Source organism: Collinsella sp. AM12-1 (genome assembly GCF_003472325.1).
Classification (GTDB): domain Bacteria; phylum Actinomycetota; class Coriobacteriia; order Coriobacteriales; family Coriobacteriaceae; genus Collinsella.
This window is the reverse complement of the sequence record NZ_QRLS01000013.1, coordinates 1-17,154: the sequence shown is the minus strand read 5'-3', so window position 1 is coordinate 17,154 and position 17,154 is coordinate 1. Positions and strand designations below refer to the sequence as shown.

Below are 17,154 nucleotides of genomic sequence, written 5' to 3'. Positions count from 1 at the left end.
TTACTCCTAGATAATCTTTGCTAAACGCGGGAGCGAGTCAAATCCCCAGCTTCTTCCAATAAGAACTTGATAGGAATGCTGGTATTTAGAATTGTTTCTGTCTTTGCACCAAATCATGTAGACCAAGGTCTCGAGGAGCTCGTGCCTTGCACCTACCTTGTCTTCGTCGGAAGGGGTCTTTCCCTCCTCGAACTTTATGTACGACCCCCATGTTGCATCCATAAACTCCATCGCCGCTTCGCTCTTAGAGAATGCATGATAAAGAGGCTCAATTTCAAATTTCTGAACCACAGAGGCAAACGCGTCGGCGTCAAATACTTTCAAGGCGAGCATAGTCGGGACCAGGCCGGCATCGGCAAACGCTCGAACCCGGTCGTCTACAAATCCATCGCGGCTTTCCAATACTAAAGGGCGAACTCTGAAAAGCTCAGTCAGATACCTGTTGGCGTCCCTCATCGTCATTCCGTATGCCTCTGCAAGCTCATACGCAATTACGTCAAAGCGGTTGGAGGTTTTTATGAAGCCGTTCGCTTCTAGCTGCTTAAAGCTATCGACCTTTCTTAGAGGGATGGTTAGATCGTAGAAACGCGACAAATAACGTCGGCCGTCAAAACCTTGCCCATACATGCCTTCAACAACATGTGATAGTTGATTGGCGTTGACCGAATACACGATGACTACTCGATCATCTGTAAACAGATTCTTCAACTGCTCGAGCACCTTCATTGCAAAAGAAGGACGGCAACGATCGAGCTCATCGACAATGAGAAGCAATGTGTTGGCTTTTTCAGGGAGAGCTACATCTACCAGGTTTGAAACAGAGGACCTTAGCGTTTCTCTGTCACGATAAGCCTGGATTAAATCTCTGCCCGAAAAAGCGTCTCTTAAAGAGCTGGCTCCGCCATGTCCAAAGACCCCCAATATGGCGTCGAGTGTTCCGGCAATCTTTTCGCCAGCTTCGGTGTCACTGCGAAAAGAGGCGCATGCATCGCCTTGGAGGGCTATAGATGCTGCAATCGAAGGCAGCGGATCATCCCAATGGTCATTTTCCCAGGCGTTGTAGTATACGGGCAAGAAGCTGTTCAGCTCCATATAGGGTGCAAGCTCGCGATTGTTGTCAAGCAATCCGTCGAGGTCTCCGTGAGACTCAAGAAAAGGATTAACCTCTTCAAGGATGCAGGCCACCTGTCTAACGAAGAATGTCTTCCCGCTTCCCCAATCAGCGTCGACGAACAGGGAAAACCCGCCTTCGATGGATTTGAGTATCCCGGCAAACTCGGCGAGATCTCCATTCCTCCCGAGGGCGTCGTTGTGCAGCAGCTTAACAAGGATGTCGCGTGTAGGTGCTGAATCGATTCTTCGCATGTTACTTACTCTAATCCCACTCAATAGTTAGAAACTATCTCCAGTTCGTTCCAGTTTGCCTCAGTTTGTCCCACTTGCATCCAGTCTCAAAATTGCCGCGAATCCAGACCTCGAAGGGTGTCCTCTGCTCCCTCACGGCCTGCTTGAGGAACATGTTGATCGCCTGGGTGGTGCTGATGCCGAGCTTCGAGAAGAGCTTCGCAGCGTCGTCCCTCGTCTGCCTCTCCATGCGTACGGTGACGTTAACTGTCTCCATGCGGACCTCCTTGCCTCGTGTGTGCGCAATACGGCGATTGCACGCGCGGCAGGCGGTATGTTCCTGGAATCCGTCATGGTGTGGCGGATATCCGTCACGTGGCGACTGGAATATGCCGTGACCCGCTCCCATATACAAAGATAGCACCCATGATGCAGTGCGCCATGGGTGCTATCTAGGTTTTCATGCACGTAAATTGCACATATTTTAACTACTCCCACTCGATGGTCGCCGGCGGCTTGGACGTGATGTCGTAGCACACGCGGTTGGCACCGGGGACCTCAGCCACGATACGGCCGGAAATGCGGGCCAGCACGTCGTAGGGCAGCTTGGCCCAGTCGGCGGTCATGGCATCGCTGGACTCGACGGCACGCAGGATGATCGGACGCTGATAGGTGCGCTCGTCGCCCATTACGCCAACGGACTTAATGTCGGGCAGGACCGCGAAATACTGCCAGCAGCTGTGCTCGGAGTTGCGCTCGCCAGTCTGCTCAAACAGACGCTGGTTGTAGGCGTCGAGCTCCTCGCGCACGATAGCGTCGGCGTTTTTGAGAATCTCGAGCTTCTCCTTGTCGACCGCGCCGATGATGCGGATGGCCAGACCCGGGCCCGGGAAGGGCTGACGGAACACGATGTGACCCGGCAGGCCGAGCGCCAGACCAAGCGCGCGGACCTCGTCCTTAAAGAAGTGGTCGAGCGGCTCGATGAGGTCGAAGTGCACGCCCTCGGGGAACGGGATCAGGTTGTGGTGGCTCTTGATGGTGGCCGTCTTGCCGCCCGTCTTGCGAGCGCCGGACTCGATGATGTCGGGGTAGATGGTGCCCTGAGCCAGATACTTGACCGGCTTGCCATCGCACTCGAGCTGCTGGGCGACCGCGAAGAACTCTTTCCAGAACTGCGTGCCGATGATGCGGCGCTTCTCCTCAGGCTCGGTCACGCCGGCCAGAAGCTCGGCATAGCGGTCCTCGGCGTGGACGTGGATAAAGTCGACGTCAAACTGCTTGGTGAAGACCTCCTCCACCTGCTCGGGCTCACCCTTGCGCAGCAGACCGTGGTTGATGAACACACAGGTCATCTGCTTGCCCACGGCGCGGGCGCCCAGCGCAGCCACGACGGAGGAGTCGACGCCACCGGACAAGGCCAGAATCACGCGGTCGTCGCCGACCTTCTCGCGGAACTCGGCCGTCATGGTCTCGACCAGGTTGTCCATGCTCCAGTTGGGCTCCAGGCCGCAGATCTCAAACAGGAAGTTGCTCAGCAGCTGCTGACCGTACTCGGAGTGCTTGACCTCGGGGTGGAACTGCGTGGTGAAAATCTTGCGCTCGACGCACTCCATGGCGGCAACCGGGCACACGTCGGTGCTGGCAGTAACGGTAAAGCCCTCGGGCACCTCGGAGACGGCATCACGGTGGCTCATCCACACGGTCTGCTCCATAGGCGTGGAGTTAAAGAGCTTGGCACCAGCCGTGCGCGTGATGGTGGCGCGGCCGTACTCGCCCACCTCGGAGTGGCCGACCTTGCCGCCGAGCGTCACGGCCGTGATCTGATGGCCGTAGCAAAAGCCCAGGACGGGAAGGCCCAGGTCAAAGATGGCAGGATCGATGGACGGAGCGTCCTCAGCATACACAGAAGCCGGGCCGCCGGAAAGGATGAGCGCAGAGGCGTTCATCTCGCGAATCTCGTCGGCCGAGATGTCGCAGGGAACGATCTCGGAATACACGTTGAGGTCGCGAACGCGACGGGCAATGAGCTGACCGTACTGCGCACCAAAGTCGAGTACGAGGACCTTTGCGGAAGCCTTTTGATCCATGGTTTCCCCCTCTTGTTGGCGGGGAGCCGGTGCCCACCCGCGTGAATGAACGAAAATAACTTTCATAGTGTACACGTTATATGGGGTTTCTCGTCCCTCGCAGCCATCAGCGCACGGCAAACGCACGACCTGGGCCTTATTTGACGGCAATTGGAGTGTTACTAAACATTACAGATGATGTATTACGTTTGAACATTGGACGCCCTGTGCCACAATACTGCCGAACGACTCCGCCTCTGGGGCGGCAAATACGATAGGAATACCAGCATGAAGCGCATCCTTCTCATCGCCACGGGCGGCACCATCGCATCGACCGAGGACGGCAACGGCCTCTCCCCCGCCCTGACCGGTGAGGAGCTCGCCCAGAGCGTCCCCGAGATCTCGGGCCTCTGCGAGCTCGACGTCGTGCAGCCCATGAACATCGACAGCACCAATATGCGTCCGAGCGACTGGATGCGTATCCGCGACGTCATCGTCGAGGGTTACGCCGACCACGACGGCTTCGTGATTCTGCACGGCACCGACACCATGAGCTACACCGCGGCGGCGCTTTCCTACCTGATTCAGGACAGCCCCAAGCCCATCGTGCTCACCGGCTCGCAAAAGCCCATGGGCAACCCCTTTACCGATGCCAAGCTCAATCTGTACCAGAGCCTGCTCTATGCGCTCGACGAGCATTCGCACGATGTCTCGATCGTGTTTGGCGGCGTGGCAATTGCCGGCACGCGCGCCCGCAAGCAGCGCACCATGAGCTTTAACGCGTTCATTAGTGTCAACTATCCGCCCATTGCCTACATCCGCAACGACCGCATCGTGCGCAACGGGATTCACGGCACTCACCAGAATGAGTGCCCGGTTCGTTTCTACGACAGTATCGACCCGCGTGTGTTTGTCCTTAAGCTCACGCCCGGCGTGAACCCGGGTATCCTGGACGCCCTTGCCGATAGCTACGATGCTGTAATCCTGGAGACCTTTGGCATTGGCGGCATCCCCGAGTTTGGTGAGTCGGGCGAGTCGTTCCAAGAGACAATTTTCCGCTGGGTCGATTCGGGCCGCACTGTCGTTATGACCACGCAGGTCCCCGAAGAGGGCCTTGACCTGGGTGTTTATGAGGTCGGCCGCGCTTACGCCGATCATTCGGGTATTTTGCGCGGCGACGACATGACCACCGAGACGCTCGTAGCCAAAACCATGTGGGCACTCGGCCAGTCACGCGATGCCGCCGAGATCCAGCGCCTGTTCTACAGCCAAGTCAACCACGACCGCATCCCGATGGCGTAATTCAGTTGTCGACGGGTATCCCCTATTCGATCCCCTCGAGAAGCTCTGACACCGTCATGCCGAGTGCGGGCGCGATCTTAAATAGAACCTTGAGCGTGAAATTTGCCGTCCCATCTTCGATTCGGTCGAGGTAGGGTCGGCTGATTCCTGTCGCCACACAAAAATCAACCTTGGAGATACCAAGGTCCCTGCGTGTCTCTTCGACCCGCCTGCCAAGAATCTGTTTAGCACGTTCGTCCATGCAGACGAGTTTGAAATGGAGCCGAACATAAACGTAAACTATAGTTTACGTTTTGCCGAATACACAGGAGTTTTCTATGTCGGGTTCTTCGGTCCGCACGTACCGAGCCACGCTTCGCACAAACAGCGCACCGCCCAAGCTCGTCGTCGTTGAAGCAGAATGTCTTTCGCCCGATGAGCGCACAGCATTTGCATTGCTATCAAGTCGCGTCGCCGCCGTTCTGGTCCCTTGCCCGGCGCAAGGCGAACTTGTCATCCAATGCCAAGCGCACAGCCGCTCGCTCAATCAGGCTGCCGTAATCGCAACCAGCCAACGCGGCCTGCCGCTCCTTTTAGAAGCCGGTATCGCACTCGCCCTCCGCGGTTCCGGATACGAAAACGAGGCCGCCGCCGATATGGTCTTTAAACCACGATCGAGCGGCGGCCTCGCAGCAGCCATTGAATATGCGTGCAGGCTCGTTGCCTAAAAGGACAAGCTAGAAACCAAAGCCAAAGCCTGTTCCGGTAATAGCCGAGTACATAAAGTAAACGTTAATCACGTTGAGGAACACACCCGTGATGCAGCCGTTTCGCAGGTAGCGCTCGCACACGATGCGCGCCATGGCGGCGGAGTCATCATTGTTTTTAGCCTGACGTCCTGCCGTAAAGTACGTCGCCACGCTCAGCAGCAGGTTGAGCACCGGCAGCGCCAGCAGCTCGTAGCTCTTGCCCCAGCGCGTCACCTCACCGGCCGCGTTAAACTTCGTTGCCACCTCGGGACCAATGTTGGGGATAACACACGCTGCAACCACCAGCGGAATCACCGCAAGTACGAGCAACGCAATACCCATGTAGCCAGCTTTTTTGCCATATTTAAACATATGCGTCGTCCTTACACGTTAAAGCGGAAGTGCACGACGTCGCCATCGGCCATGACATACTCTTTGCCCTCGATACGCAGCTTGCCGGCGGCCTTGGCGCCCTGCTCGCCACCGAGCTCGATGTAATCGTCGTAGCCAATGACCTCGGCCTTAATAAAGCCGCGCTCAAAGTCGGTGTGGATGACGCCGGCGGCCTGCGGAGCGGTTGCGCCCTGACGAACCGACCAGGCCTTGACCTCCATCTCACCAGCCGTAAAGAACGACTGCAGGCCAAGCAGCTTGTAGGCGGCCTGCGCGAGCACGTCCAGGCCGGGCTGCTCCAGGCCCAGGCTCTCCAGGTAGTCGGCAGCGTCCTCGGGATCGAGCTCGGAAAGCTCGGCCTCAATCTTGGCGCAGATCGGCAGCGGCTTGACGCCATCGATGGGCGCCAGGTCCTCGTTGAGCATATCCTCGTCCACGTTGGCCACATACAGGATGGGCTTCATGGTGAGCAGGAACAGGCCCTTGGCGGCGGCGCGCTCCTCGTCAGTCATCTCCATGGATGCGGCGCGCTTGCCCTCGTTGAGCCAGGCAAGCAGACGCTTGGCGACCTCAAACTTGGGCATGAGCTCCTTGTCGCGCTTGGCCTCCTTCTCGAGCTTGGGCAGCTGCTTCTCGAGCGTGCCCATGTCGGCCAGGATAAGCTCGGTCATGATGGTGTCGGCATCGCCGGCGGGATCGACGAACTCGCCGGTGCGGCCCACCTCACGCATGACGTTGGGGTCCTTAAAGTAGCGCACGACCTCGCAGATGGCGTCGGTCTCGCGGATGTTTGCCAAGAACTGGTTGCCCAGACCCTCGCCCTCGTTAGCGCCCTTCACCAGACCTGCGATGTCGACGAACTCGACCGTAGCCGGCACAATGCGACCCGGGTTGACGATGTCGGCGAGCTTTTGCAGGCGGCTATCGGGCACATCGACGATACCCACGTTGGGGTCGATCGTGGCGAACGGGTAGTTGGCGGCAAGGCCGGTCTTTTTGGTAAGCGCGGTGAACAGCGTCGACTTGCCCACGTTGGGCAGGCCCACGATACCGATGGAAAGGGACACGACAGCTCCTTTTGATACAGGTACTTCAAACTGCATAAGTATAGCGCCGCCGCAGCATCCAGGCGAACCCGGACGCCACGGCGGCGCAAATGAAGCAGAGATAGGGGTCGCTGACTAGTCTGCGAGCTTTTCCACCTGATCGAGCATCTTATCGAGCTTGGCCTTTGCCTCGGCCTTGACCTTCTCGGCCTCCTCGTGAGCCTTCGCCTTCTGGGCAGCCTTTTCCTCGGCTTCGGGATCGACGACGACCAGATTGGACGCGTCATGCTCAACCAGCTTGAGCGCATGCTCGGGGCACACCTTGACGCAGGCACTGCAGCCCAAGCAATACGTGGACTCCAACGCAAAGCGGCCGCTTCCCATCAAATCGCAGGCGAACGTGGGGCATACATTGACGCACTCGCCGCACGACGTGCACTTGTCAAAATCGCACTCCGGCGTGCTCACCTGCATGTTCTGGGCAAGCTCGGGGTGGTTTTGCAGCGTCGAGAGCACCAGCTGTCGCCCGTGCGTAAGCGAACGGCGACGCTTGGTCGTCGTGGTACCGCACATGGTGTTGAGTGTGCGCTCCAGCTGGGTAATCTGATGACGATGGGCTTTGAGCTTCTGTGTCACCGAAGCTAGCGCCGCCGTCGCCGGGTTGAGCTTAGTCACGGTCAGGCCCGTGGTGCGGGCGATCTTTTCCATGTATTCCTTGCGCTCGTACTCGCGGCGCTTATGGCACTTGAGGCTCTTGGGGTCGACCTCAAGACCCATGCCCGTACCGGCCCATTCCTCGGCCTTCGCAATCGCCTCGCCCAGAATGTCCTCGCCGCCGGTGTTGCGGCATTTATCGCACACGCCCAACGGCAGGTACACACTCACGTTGGGATAGTCCGCCAGCACCGAGAACCAGGTCTCGGCCGTAATATCGCCCACGCAGGCAACGACGACCTCGTTTTCGCGCGGCATGCGCTTAAGGGCGCGCGTGCAGGTGACGTAGGCGGTCTCGTGGCTCGTAGCTGCCGAGACAATGTCGTCATACAGGTTTTTGGGCGCCAGGCGTGGCGAGATGATCGCCTCGGTCGGACAGGCGGCGGCGCACAGGCCGCACTTGCGACAGGAGTCGAGGATCTCGATGGCGTCTTCCTCGACCTCGATAGCGTTGACCGGGCACACGTCCACGCACGCGGTGCAGCCGCTCTTTTCGTTTTTGCAGGTCAGGCACGGAATGGTGTTGCCGCGCGGACGCTCCTTGTAGTCGGCAGGATTCCACTGCGGTGCCGACGGATCGAGTGCATCGGTCACACCGCCAAGCGGATTTTTAAGAAAGTCGAAACCCTTGCTGATCTCGATAATGTCATCAAATAGATCGTGTTCCTGCGCCATGCGCGGCCCCTCCCTGAGCAGTGCAAACAAGCAAGAGATAATGATACGCTATGAGCCCACGCCTCGGGCAAATTACACGCGGAGCACCTTTGAGGCAAATAACCCATGGCCTATCGCAGCCTCGATTGCACAAGGTCGATCAAGCGCCAAGCTATGCCTCCCGCATGAGCTGCACGAGCTTTTGTTTGGTCGCCTTGGCCTGCTCGTTGGCCATATTGCGTTCGTTTCTAAAGGCCGCATCCGCAACGCTCATCAGGTCGGCATCGGAAATCTCGCCGAGGCCCAGCTCCTCGAGCGTCGTCGGCAGACCAACGCGCTGGCAAAACTCGAGCACCTGATTAAGCTCGGGCGCACGCTCCAGACGCAGCTGCACCGCCAGGCCAAATGCCACAGCCTCACCATGCATGGCCTTGCACTCGGGCAGAATCGTCAGACCGTTGGCGATGGCATGCGCCAACGCCAAGCCACCGCTCTCAAAGCCGACGCCCGAGAGCAGGATGTTGCACTCGATCAGGCGTTCAACCGCTGGCGATGTACGTCCCCTTTTGAGATCGCGCTTGGCAGCGATGCCGCATTCCATAAGCGTGTCGTAGCAGGCACGTGCCGCGACCAGTGCCAAGTGCCCCGGTGCGCCACCGTGCTCGTTCGCACCTCTCGCCGCGGCGCACGAACGTGCCTCAAAGTACGTTGCCAGCGCGTCGCCCATACCGGCGACCGTCATGCGCAGTGGGGCCGCCGCGACCACGTTGGTATCGACCACGACCAGGTCTGGATTCTTCTCGAGCATCAGATAGCGGTCGAACGACCCGTCCTCGTGATACAACACCGAAATCGCGCTGCACGGACCGTCCATCGAAGCCGCCGTGGGACATACGCACAACGGCAGCTCAGCATAAAACGCAACGGCCTTTGCGATATCGAGCATCTTGCCGCCGCCAATGCCCGCCACCATGTCGCAATACTCGGCCCGGGCTTCCTTGGCCATTTCGACAACGGCATCTTCCGTACACGGACCGTCATAAATCTTAAAGAATGGCTCACTCAGATCGTCGTCCAGAAATCCATCGACAATCTGCCTGCACAGCCGATCCTCGGTGCCCTGGTCAAACAAGACATAGGCAGCGCAGCCCAACCATGACAAATACCTGCCCTGACGCGAAAGTTCGCCCGGCCCCTGAACATACCGGCCAGGACCACCGTAAACCATAGGAAGCGCCATACGAGAATCCGCCCTTCATCAAACAACGATTGGTGCAAAGTAACCTGACCCCCTTGCACCAACTTGGTGCGATGGGGTCAGGTTAGTTTGCACCATAGCAAAAAGGGGCAAAGCCATCTGCTTGCTTTGCCCCTTCCATAGCTTGATTTACTCATCCATGAGATAGTAGTGGCCCAGAGCGTCGGCACCCAGGATGGCGTTTGCGACCATCTCGGGCGTCACCTCAAACGGCATGTTGCACATGGTGTCATCGGGCGCGCACGCGGCCTCGGCAACAATCATGGCCTGCTCGCGTGTAAGCTCGGCAACGCCAAGTTCCTTCATCGTGACCGGCAGGCCCAGTTCAATGCAGAAGCCCAAGACTTCCTCGAGCTTCTCGGTCGGGGCATCCTCGAGTACCAGCTGGACGATGGTGCCGAAGGCGACCTTCTCGCCGTGGTACATGCCGTGGCACTCGGGCAGCATCGTCAGACCATTGTGGATGGCATGAGCAGCAGCAAGGCCCGAGCTCTCAAAGCCAATGCCCGAAAGCAGCGTATTGGCCTCGATGATATGCTCGACGGCAGGCGTGAGCGCACCCTTCTCCAGCGCGACCTTGGCCTTGACGCCATCGGCCATAAGCGTCTCGTAGCAGAGCTTGGCGAGCGCCAGGCCGGCCATGCCGCCTTTGCCACCGGCGCAGGTGCCACCGTCGGCATCGTGCGTCGCCTGGGCCTCAAAGTAGGTTGCGAGCGCATCGCCCATACCTGCCACCGTCAGGCGTACCGGGCTCGCCGCGATAACCGTCGTATCCATAAGAACGATATTGGGGTTCGCCTTAAGGAACAGGTACTTATCGAACTGGCCGTCATCGGTATAGAGCACGGAGAGCGCCGAGCACGGGGCATCGGTCGAAGCGATGGTGGGGCAAATGATGACCGGGGACTCCAGGTAGTAGGCGACGGCCTTGGCGGTGTCGAGGATCTTGCCGCCACCGACGCCAACGATGATGTCGCAACCGTTGTCGTGAGCGAGTGCAACCAGGCGATCGACCTCGCTCTTGGAGCACTCGCCGTTAAAGTCCTCAAACAGCAGCTCGGCCTTAGCCTCGGCAAAACCGCCCTCGATCTTGGCACCGACGCGCTTCTTGCCCGAAGGCGTCACGATGACGAGGGCCTTAGCGCCGAGCGGCTCGACATAGGAGCCGAGCTTGGCGAGCTCGTCCGGACCCTGGATGTACTTGCTGGGGCTATTGAAAATTGCAGCCATAACTATCCCATTCTCTAAAAGAAAAAAGAAAGGGGCTCCGTACAGATACGTGCGGAGCCCCTCGTTACGATAACAAGAGTCGATTAGAAATCGATGTCGGTGTCGTAGTAGCAGGCCTTGAGGATCTTCTCGAAGTCGGCAGCCTTGGTCTCACGCGGGTTCTCCGGCGTGCAGGCGTCGGTCTCGGCGTTCGCGGCGATCTCGGGCAGCTTGGCGAGGAACTCCTCCTCGGAAACCATCTGCGGGTTCTCGGCGTCGACCTTCACGCCGCCATTCGCGTAATCCTTGATGGACTGCGGAATGTTGAGCTGGTCGTTGAGGTCGCGGATCTTCTGGACGAGCGCAGCGATGAGCTCCTCGTTGGTCTCGCCGGGAAGGTGCAGGATCTCCTTGGCCACGTAAGCGTAACGCTCGGCAGCACGGGGATCCTTGGAGTTCCACTGGATGACCTTGCCCAGGTACATGGCGTTAGCAGCACCGTGGATGATGTGGCCGTTCTCAAAGGCTGCACCGGTCTTGTGAGCCATGGAGTGAACGATGCCGAGCAGACCCGAGGAGAAGGCGATACCGGCGATGCACTGAGCCTCGTGCATGTGCTGACGAGCCTCATGGTCGCCAGCATAGGACTTGGGCAGCCACTCGACGATCTCGCGGATGCCGTGCAGGGCGTTGGCATCGGTGAACATAGAAGCGCAGGTGGAAACGTAGGCCTCCATGCAGTGGGTCAGAGCGTCCATGCCGGTGTGAGCGCAAAGCTTAGCAGGCATGGTGTAGGTGAGCTCGGGGTCGACGATGGCGACATCCGGGGTGATGTTGAAGTCGGCCAGCGGGTACTTGATGCCCTTGGCGTAGTCGGTGATGACGGAGAAGGCAGTGACCTCGGTAGCGGTACCGGAGGTAGAGGAGATGGCGCAGAAATGAGCCTTCTGACGCAGCTCGGGGAAGCTGAACGGCTGGATGATGTTATCGAAGGACTCCTCGGGATACTCGTAGAAGACCCACATGGCCTTAGCGGCATCGATGGGCGAGCCGCCGCCGATGGCGATAATCCAGTCGGGCTCGAACTCGCGCATGGCCTCGGCGCCCTTCATGACCGTCTCGATGGACGGATCGGACTCGACGCCCTCGAACAGCTTGACCTCGAAGCCGCCTTCCTTAAGGTCGGCCTCAACGTCCTGCAAGAACCCGCCGCGGCGCATAGAGCTGCCGCCAGAAACGATGATGGCCTTCTTGCCCTTGAGGTTCTTCACCTCGTGGCGAGCGCCCTCACCAAAGTACAGATCGCGAGGATTGGTAAAACGTCCCATACTGTGCCTCCTAAACAAGCCCCTCTTAGACTTGCGTATATAACGGAGCACCCGATTGGCTCCGTTAGGACCGTTTTGCGCGTTGCCGGCGATGACAATGCGCGATGTCTAAACGTCTCAACGCTCAGACAAACACTATTCTACCGTTCTGGTTGGTCAGTTATTCACCTAAAGCCGACAATGATGAAACGTTTTTTCTATCCCTGAAGACCCTTGTGGGGCATTCATACTCCCAAGCTGGGCAAACGTTTTATCAAGGTTGACCACATATCCCGGGCAGGACTGTGCCCCTCCAAAATGCGCCCCGTTCGCCGCCAAAAATCGACCGTTTGCGGCACCGTGATACCACTCAGTCGTCCAAGGTGCCGACATTTGTGCGACATCCGTCTTCGTGGTGCAAAGGTGCATGTCCAAGTGCGGCACCCCCGGTGTGCCACATGCGGGTAAACTAGAACCTTATATAGAGACATTTGAACCCTAACCGCAGCAAAGGAGGCCCCATGGCATTCGATCCCATTCAAGAGGATTGCCATCGCCTCGTTCTTGAGGCCTTGCGCCGCGACAATATCCCGCTCACCGACGGTGCCGCCGTAGAGCGTTTGATGGAACAATTCACCCGCGACCCCGCGCCGCTCATCGTGCACGACCGCGACCGCGCCGGGCACCTTATTGCCAAGGTGGTCGAGGCTGTCGACTACCGCATTCCCTTTATCCCTGACGATGCCCAGGCAGAGCAAGAAGAGACCACAGCCGAAAACATGCTTCGCGAGGCAGCCGCGCTCGACCCCACCAACTGGGATGCCCAGCGCATGCTGACCGCCCTCACCGCCAACTCCAACGAGGAGTACGTACAGTATTTGGTATCCAAGCGCGATGAAGTCGAGCACGACCTGGCACTCAAGATCGCCTCGGCGCAGGACCCCTACGAGCGCGAGGCCGCTGGCGACCTTATGCGCCGCCCCTACCTGCGCTGGCTTGCCGCCCTTGCGTCGCGCGCCCTCATTAGCGGCCGCTATCGCATGTCGCTCGAAGCCGCGAATCGCAGCCTGGACTTTGCGCCCAACGACCCCGCCGGCGTCCGCCATACTGCGATGCTTGCCATGGCAAAGCTCGAATACCCCGCCGAGGAGCTCAAGCGCTTTCGCTCTGCCCACTCCGTCCCCTATCTCGCCAACACGCCGCTACGCCGTCGTCCCAAGGATGCAGAGCGTGACTTGGACCCGTGGACGCTCATCGCGCTGATGAGCGCTGCCTGGCGCGAGCTGGACTACGAGGGTGCCGAGCACTACTTGCGCATCCTTGCACGCTCGTGCCCGCACGCAGCCGAGGCGCTCTACTTCCAAACCGAGTTTCCCGATGGCGTCTATGCCCGCGTCAACGTGGATGCGGGCTCCACCGACGAGCTTGTCCTTGCGCTGTCCGAAGCGACGCCGGTTCTGCAGGAGGGCCTGGGTGCCCCCGACAACGCCAGCTTTGCCGCCTGGGTCGCCACCAACGATATCGTGCGTTCCCAGATCGACGAGCGCATCCTGCGAGCGGCCGAGCAGGGCTTGCCGTTTAAGGGAGGAGACCTCTAATGGATCCGAGCGTCTACATCCCCGCCTACCTGGAGCGCGCCTACGTTGCGTCGCACCCCGAACTCACCGATGCAGCACGCGATCTTGTCCATAACGACGTGAGCGTCAGCCCTCACAAGTATGCGCAGACCGAGCATGCCCAGGCGCTGCTGTCCTATGCCGGCGTCCACCGCCACCTGCTCGACGAACTCCATCGCATCGAGGACATGGGCAGCGACGAGGAGTTTGAGAAGACACGCAACCGCCTGTTCGACGATATGCGCGATGAGCTGCTCAAGATTGTCCGCATCGATGCGTATGTCGTCGATGCCCAGCTGCTCGCCATCATTTTGGCGGACACGCCCGTCGACGCCTGCCTGGGCGACCTGATGAAACTCGAGGCGACCACGGCCGATTACCTGCAGCAAAGCGTGCCCGGGTTCGACATGGAGGCCCCACACTACTGGGCCAACAAGGTTTTGACGGACGGCGTGACGGCGGCCGATCTCACCGTAAGCGAGCCGGCGCTTATCGGGTGGCTCCACACGCTCGAGGCCATCTCGCAGCTGTGCATGGCGAGCGCTCGTTACCGTGCCGCCGCCAACTATTCTCGCCGTGTTCTTAAGGCGGAGGGCTATCCCACCCGAGCTGCAGGCACCGTGCTACTCGCCCTCGCTCGTCTGGAAGACGAGGACGGCTTTTTTGCCCTGGCCCACCAGCTCGAGGAACAGATGGGGGCCGATGTCCTCGAGGACTCCCCCTGGTACCTGCTCGCCCGCACGATCTTGCTGTTCAAAACGAACAAGATGCGCCCGGCCACACGCGCGCTGCGCGAGTTTGCCAACCGCTGCGAGGGCGGCGCGTTCTTTTTGCTGAACCCCATGTATCAGACACCGTACCTTCCCTGCCGGCCCGAGCCGCACGACCCCTGGGACCTTTCGCATCAGGCAGTTTGGGAAGCCGACGGCATCATCTCGGATACTCCCGACTTTGCCCCCTGGGCCAGCGCTTGCGAAGACGTATCGCAGCTTGCCCAGGAATTTGCGCGCCGTTACGGCTTTTAACGGCGCAAACGTCACGACCATGTCATTCACGTTAGGAACGGCTTCATGAACTTCCGCTCATCTCTCGCCTGCACCTCGAGCGATATCGCCCGCTGGGGGCTGCGCTCCGTCCTTAAGCGCCAGGGCGGCGTACTCCCCGGCCGCATCGCCATGAAGATCGACCCCGAGTTGCTGAGCGACCTCGCGGACCTTGTCGACCGCAGCGTGGTAATCACCGGCACCAACGGCAAGACCACCACCTCCAACCTCATCGCCGACGCCGTTGCCGCCAGCGGCGTCACCGTGGTATGCAACCGTGCCGGAAACAACATGGAGCCGGGCGTGGTGGGCGCCCTGCTCGAGAGCCGCAGCGATCTTAAGCGTGCCGGAAGCGGCAAGCGCGTAGGCGTCTTTGAGTGCGACGAGCTCTACACGGTGCGCGTCCTGCCCAAGCTCAAGCCGACCTACTTTGTGCTGCTCAACCTGTTCCGCGACCAGCTGGACCGCTACGGCGAGATCGACCACACCCAGGACGTCATCGCCCACGCGCTGGAGCTTTCGCCGGCAACGACGCTCATCTATAACGCCGACGATCCGCTGTGCGCCTCGATCGCCGCACGCGTCCCCAACACGAGCATCGCCTTTGGCATCGACGGTGCCACGGGCACCGAGTCCGATCGCATTAGCGACTCGCGTTTTTGCTCGCAGTGCAACGCGCCGTTGGAATACGACTATGTGCAGTACGGCCAGCTCGGCGCCTATCATTGTCCTTCGTGCGGCTGGGCCCGCCCTGGGCTTGTCCGTCGCGTGACGGGCGTGGAACTCGGCTGCGACGGCTACGGCTTTGACCTGAACTTTGGACCCGAGGCACAAGCGCCCGCAACGCACATCGCCACGCGCTACAACGGCCTGTACATGGTCTACAACGTTGCCGCCGCCTTCTTTGCGGCGCGCGAGTTGGGCGTGGACGCGGCACATCTGCAGCCAACGCTCGATGCCTACGTCCCCGCCGGCGGACGCATGGGCCGCTGGGAGATCGCCGGCCGTACCGTCGAGGCCAACCTGGCCAAAAATCCCGTGGGCTTCGATCGCCAGATCCAGTCCATTAAAACGGCAGGCGGCAGGCTCTGCGCCTTCTTCCTGAACGACAACGACGCCGACGGCCACGATGTCTCGTGGATCTACGACGTCGACTTCGAGCGCATCGCCGATACCCCAGGGCTTATCGCCTTTGTCGGGGGTACGCGCGCGCACGATATGCAGGTACGCCTGAAGTACGCCGGCATCGACGCCGCCATCATCTCGAATATCGAGCAGGCGATCGGCGCCGTGGCAGACGAGGAGGCTGGCGATACGTTCTACGCCGTCGCCAACTACACGGCCTTCCCGCCGCTGGTCAAGGAGCTCGACGAGCTTAAGGGCACCGATGCGAGCTCGGTTGCCTCCCACGCCGTAACGCGCGCCGATGGCAGCGCTGTCCCCACCGACATTGTGCCGGTCGAGCTCTCGCGCCCCCTGCGCATCGTCTATCTGTACCCCGATGCCCTCAACCTCTACGGCGACGGCGGCAACGTCATTGCCCTCGAGCGCCGCTGCGCCTGGCGCGGCATTCCCGTGCGCGTGGACGAAGTCCGTATGGGCGAGACGCTCGATCTCACCGACGCCGACATCGTCATGATGGGCGGTGGCTCCGACCGCGACCAGCTGGCCGTGGCACACGAGCTGCTCGCTCAAAAAGACAAGGTCGCAGCCTATGTTGAGGACGGCGGCTCGCTGCTCGCTATCTGCGGCAGCTATCAGCTGCTCGGCCGTTCGTACTATATGGGCGAGAATCGCATCGATGGCCTGGGCGTCGTTGCCGCCGAAACCGTGCGCGGCTCCGATCGCCTGATCGGCAACGTCGCCGTCAAGGCCAACCTGGCACCCGAGCCCTTTGTGGGATTCGAGAACCACGGCGGCCGCACCCTGCTCGATGCAGAGGCCACGCCGCTCGGAACGTCCGTCGTCGTGGGCACCGGCAACAACGGCGACGATGGCTTTGAGGGTCTGATCTACAAGGGAGTCATCGGCACGTACCTGCACGGACCAGCGCTACCCAAGAACCCCGAGCTCGCCGACTGGCTCATCGCCCACGCCCTTGAGCGCCGTGGCGACGCACAGGCCGCCGCCCTGCTGCCGCTCAAGCCCCTCGACGACACCTACGAGCACGTCGCCCACGACGCCGCGATGAAGCTCCTCCCCTAACCATCACAAAGTGGACAGGCACCTTTGTGGTGGTTTCGACCCGCCACGGTAGTTTGTCTCGATCTGTAACATTTAGACCGTTAAAAGTCATCTTACTGTTACAGATTGAGATGTTCGCCCCGACTGCCGCCGTCTGTCTCGATCTGTAACAGATAGAGCCGATTTGCCCGCCCAGATGTTACAGATTGAGATATTTGAAAATCGGAATAGAAACCCACTCCTGTGTGGTGGTTGATTTTCAATCTCAACGCAACAGCCTGAACGGGTCC

Annotated in this window: 15 protein-coding genes; 5 read left to right on the top strand and 10 right to left on the bottom strand. The window is 59.9% G+C overall.

Features of this window, described 5'->3' with window-relative positions; all coding sequences use genetic code 11:
- Positions 1–6 precede the first annotated feature (6 nt).
- The 3 genes from DW136_RS07355 to guaA all read right to left on the bottom strand — a co-directional run bounded on the left by DW136_RS07355 (position 7) and on the right by guaA (position 3,431).
- Positions 7–1,365 (bottom strand): P-loop NTPase fold protein, encoded by a 1,359-nt coding sequence (locus DW136_RS07355; RefSeq protein ID WP_117583318.1) that lies wholly within the window; start codon positions 1,363–1,365, stop codon positions 7–9.
- 34 nt (positions 1,366–1,399) lie between these two features.
- The gene (locus DW136_RS09995) at positions 1,400–1,621 is read right to left on the bottom strand and encodes a type II toxin-antitoxin system RelB/DinJ family antitoxin (protein WP_158551530.1); all 222 of its coding nucleotides are present in this window, start codon (positions 1,619–1,621) and stop codon (positions 1,400–1,402) included.
- Positions 1,622–1,832: 211 nt separating this feature from the next.
- A complete protein-coding gene (gene guaA, locus DW136_RS07345; protein ID WP_117583320.1) occupies positions 1,833–3,431 on the bottom strand; it encodes a glutamine-hydrolyzing GMP synthase in 1,599 nt (532 codons plus the stop codon).
- A 267-nt stretch (positions 3,432–3,698) separates the two neighbouring features.
- Here guaA and DW136_RS07340 point away from each other — a divergent pair, with 267 nt between their 5' ends.
- Positions 3,699–4,712: an asparaginase gene (locus tag DW136_RS07340; RefSeq protein WP_117583321.1), complete on the top strand. Its 1,014-nt coding sequence runs from the start codon at positions 3,699–3,701 to the stop codon at positions 4,710–4,712.
- Between the two features lie 22 nt (positions 4,713–4,734).
- On the opposite strand, the gene DW136_RS10275 is transcribed toward DW136_RS07340, so the two are convergent.
- A complete protein-coding gene (locus tag DW136_RS10275; protein WP_035136926.1) occupies positions 4,735–4,953 on the bottom strand; it encodes a helix-turn-helix domain-containing protein in 219 nt (72 codons plus the stop codon).
- A 76-nt stretch (positions 4,954–5,029) separates the two neighbouring features.
- Here DW136_RS10275 and DW136_RS07330 point away from each other — a divergent pair, with 76 nt between their 5' ends.
- Entirely contained in the window at positions 5,030–5,419 is a 390-nt protein-coding gene (locus tag DW136_RS07330) for a hypothetical protein (RefSeq protein ID WP_117583322.1), read from the top strand.
- A gap of 9 nt (positions 5,420–5,428) precedes the next feature.
- On the opposite strand, the gene DW136_RS07325 is transcribed toward DW136_RS07330, so the two are convergent.
- From DW136_RS07325 to DW136_RS07300, 6 genes are all read right to left on the bottom strand, one after another.
- Entirely contained in the window at positions 5,429–5,812 is a 384-nt protein-coding gene (locus DW136_RS07325) for a DUF1648 domain-containing protein (RefSeq protein WP_089572786.1), read from the bottom strand.
- An 11-nt stretch (positions 5,813–5,823) separates the two neighbouring features.
- Positions 5,824–6,900, bottom strand: coding sequence for a redox-regulated ATPase YchF (gene ychF, locus DW136_RS07320; RefSeq protein WP_118289345.1), 1,077 nt, complete (start codon positions 6,898–6,900; stop codon positions 5,824–5,826).
- A 114-nt stretch (positions 6,901–7,014) separates the two neighbouring features.
- Positions 7,015–8,268 carry a 4Fe-4S binding protein gene (locus DW136_RS07315; protein ID WP_117583323.1) on the bottom strand — a complete coding sequence of 418 codons (1,254 nt, stop codon included), beginning with the start codon at positions 8,266–8,268 and terminating at the stop codon, positions 7,015–7,017.
- A 151-nt stretch (positions 8,269–8,419) separates the two neighbouring features.
- Positions 8,420–9,487: a glycerol dehydrogenase gene (locus DW136_RS07310; protein ID WP_118289344.1), complete on the bottom strand. Its 1,068-nt coding sequence runs from the start codon at positions 9,485–9,487 to the stop codon at positions 8,420–8,422.
- Positions 9,488–9,634: 147 nt separating this feature from the next.
- Entirely contained in the window at positions 9,635–10,735 is a 1,101-nt protein-coding gene (locus tag DW136_RS07305) for a glycerol dehydrogenase (protein WP_117583325.1), read from the bottom strand.
- Positions 10,736–10,818: 83 nt separating this feature from the next.
- Positions 10,819–12,042, bottom strand: a complete 1,224-nt coding sequence (locus DW136_RS07300) for an iron-containing alcohol dehydrogenase (protein ID WP_117583326.1) — start codon at positions 12,040–12,042, stop codon at positions 10,819–10,821.
- A gap of 500 nt (positions 12,043–12,542) precedes the next feature.
- Here DW136_RS07300 and DW136_RS07295 point away from each other — a divergent pair, with 500 nt between their 5' ends.
- From DW136_RS07295 to DW136_RS10160, 3 genes are read left to right on the top strand one after another with little or no spacing between them, the layout of a single operon-like run.
- Entirely contained in the window at positions 12,543–13,619 is a 1,077-nt protein-coding gene (locus tag DW136_RS07295) for a hypothetical protein (protein ID WP_117583327.1), read from the top strand.
- A complete protein-coding gene (locus DW136_RS07290; protein ID WP_117583328.1) occupies positions 13,619–14,662 on the top strand; it encodes a hypothetical protein in 1,044 nt (347 codons plus the stop codon). The genes DW136_RS07295 and DW136_RS07290 overlap by 1 nt, the downstream gene beginning before the upstream one ends.
- A gap of 45 nt (positions 14,663–14,707) precedes the next feature.
- Positions 14,708–16,885, top strand: a complete 2,178-nt coding sequence (locus DW136_RS10160) for a MurT ligase domain-containing protein (RefSeq protein ID WP_233503790.1) — start codon at positions 14,708–14,710, stop codon at positions 16,883–16,885.
- The last annotated feature ends 269 nt before the right edge of the window (positions 16,886–17,154 follow it).

What these genes read in the sequence shown, in the direction of transcription:
- DW136_RS10160 (WP_233503790.1), top strand. Translation starts at nt 14,708, where the DNA reads ATGAACTTCCGCTCATCTCTCGCCTGCACCTCGAGCGATATCGCCCGC.
- DW136_RS09995 (WP_158551530.1), bottom strand. Translation starts at nt 1,621, where the DNA reads ATGGAGACAGTTAACGTCACCGTACGCATGGAGAGGCAGACGAGGGAC.
- DW136_RS07305 (WP_117583325.1), bottom strand. Translation starts at nt 10,735, where the DNA reads ATGGCTGCAATTTTCAATAGCCCCAGCAAGTACATCCAGGGTCCGGAC.
- DW136_RS07295 (WP_117583327.1), top strand. Translation starts at nt 12,543, where the DNA reads ATGGCATTCGATCCCATTCAAGAGGATTGCCATCGCCTCGTTCTTGAG.
- DW136_RS07310 (WP_118289344.1), bottom strand. Translation starts at nt 9,487, where the DNA reads ATGGCGCTTCCTATGGTTTACGGTGGTCCTGGCCGGTATGTTCAGGGG.
- DW136_RS07290 (WP_117583328.1), top strand. Translation starts at nt 13,619, where the DNA reads ATGGATCCGAGCGTCTACATCCCCGCCTACCTGGAGCGCGCCTACGTT.
- guaA (WP_117583320.1), bottom strand. Translation starts at nt 3,431, where the DNA reads ATGGATCAAAAGGCTTCCGCAAAGGTCCTCGTACTCGACTTTGGTGCG.
- DW136_RS10275 (WP_035136926.1), bottom strand. Translation starts at nt 4,953, where the DNA reads ATGGACGAACGTGCTAAACAGATTCTTGGCAGGCGGGTCGAAGAGACA.
- DW136_RS07355 (WP_117583318.1), bottom strand. Translation starts at nt 1,365, where the DNA reads ATGCGAAGAATCGATTCAGCACCTACACGCGACATCCTTGTTAAGCTG.
- DW136_RS07330 (WP_117583322.1), top strand. Translation starts at nt 5,030, where the DNA reads ATGTCGGGTTCTTCGGTCCGCACGTACCGAGCCACGCTTCGCACAAAC.
- DW136_RS07340 (WP_117583321.1), top strand. Translation starts at nt 3,699, where the DNA reads ATGAAGCGCATCCTTCTCATCGCCACGGGCGGCACCATCGCATCGACC.
- DW136_RS07300 (WP_117583326.1), bottom strand. Translation starts at nt 12,042, where the DNA reads ATGGGACGTTTTACCAATCCTCGCGATCTGTACTTTGGTGAGGGCGCT.
- DW136_RS07315 (WP_117583323.1), bottom strand. Translation starts at nt 8,268, where the DNA reads ATGGCGCAGGAACACGATCTATTTGATGACATTATCGAGATCAGCAAG.
- DW136_RS07325 (WP_089572786.1), bottom strand. Translation starts at nt 5,812, where the DNA reads ATGTTTAAATATGGCAAAAAAGCTGGCTACATGGGTATTGCGTTGCTC.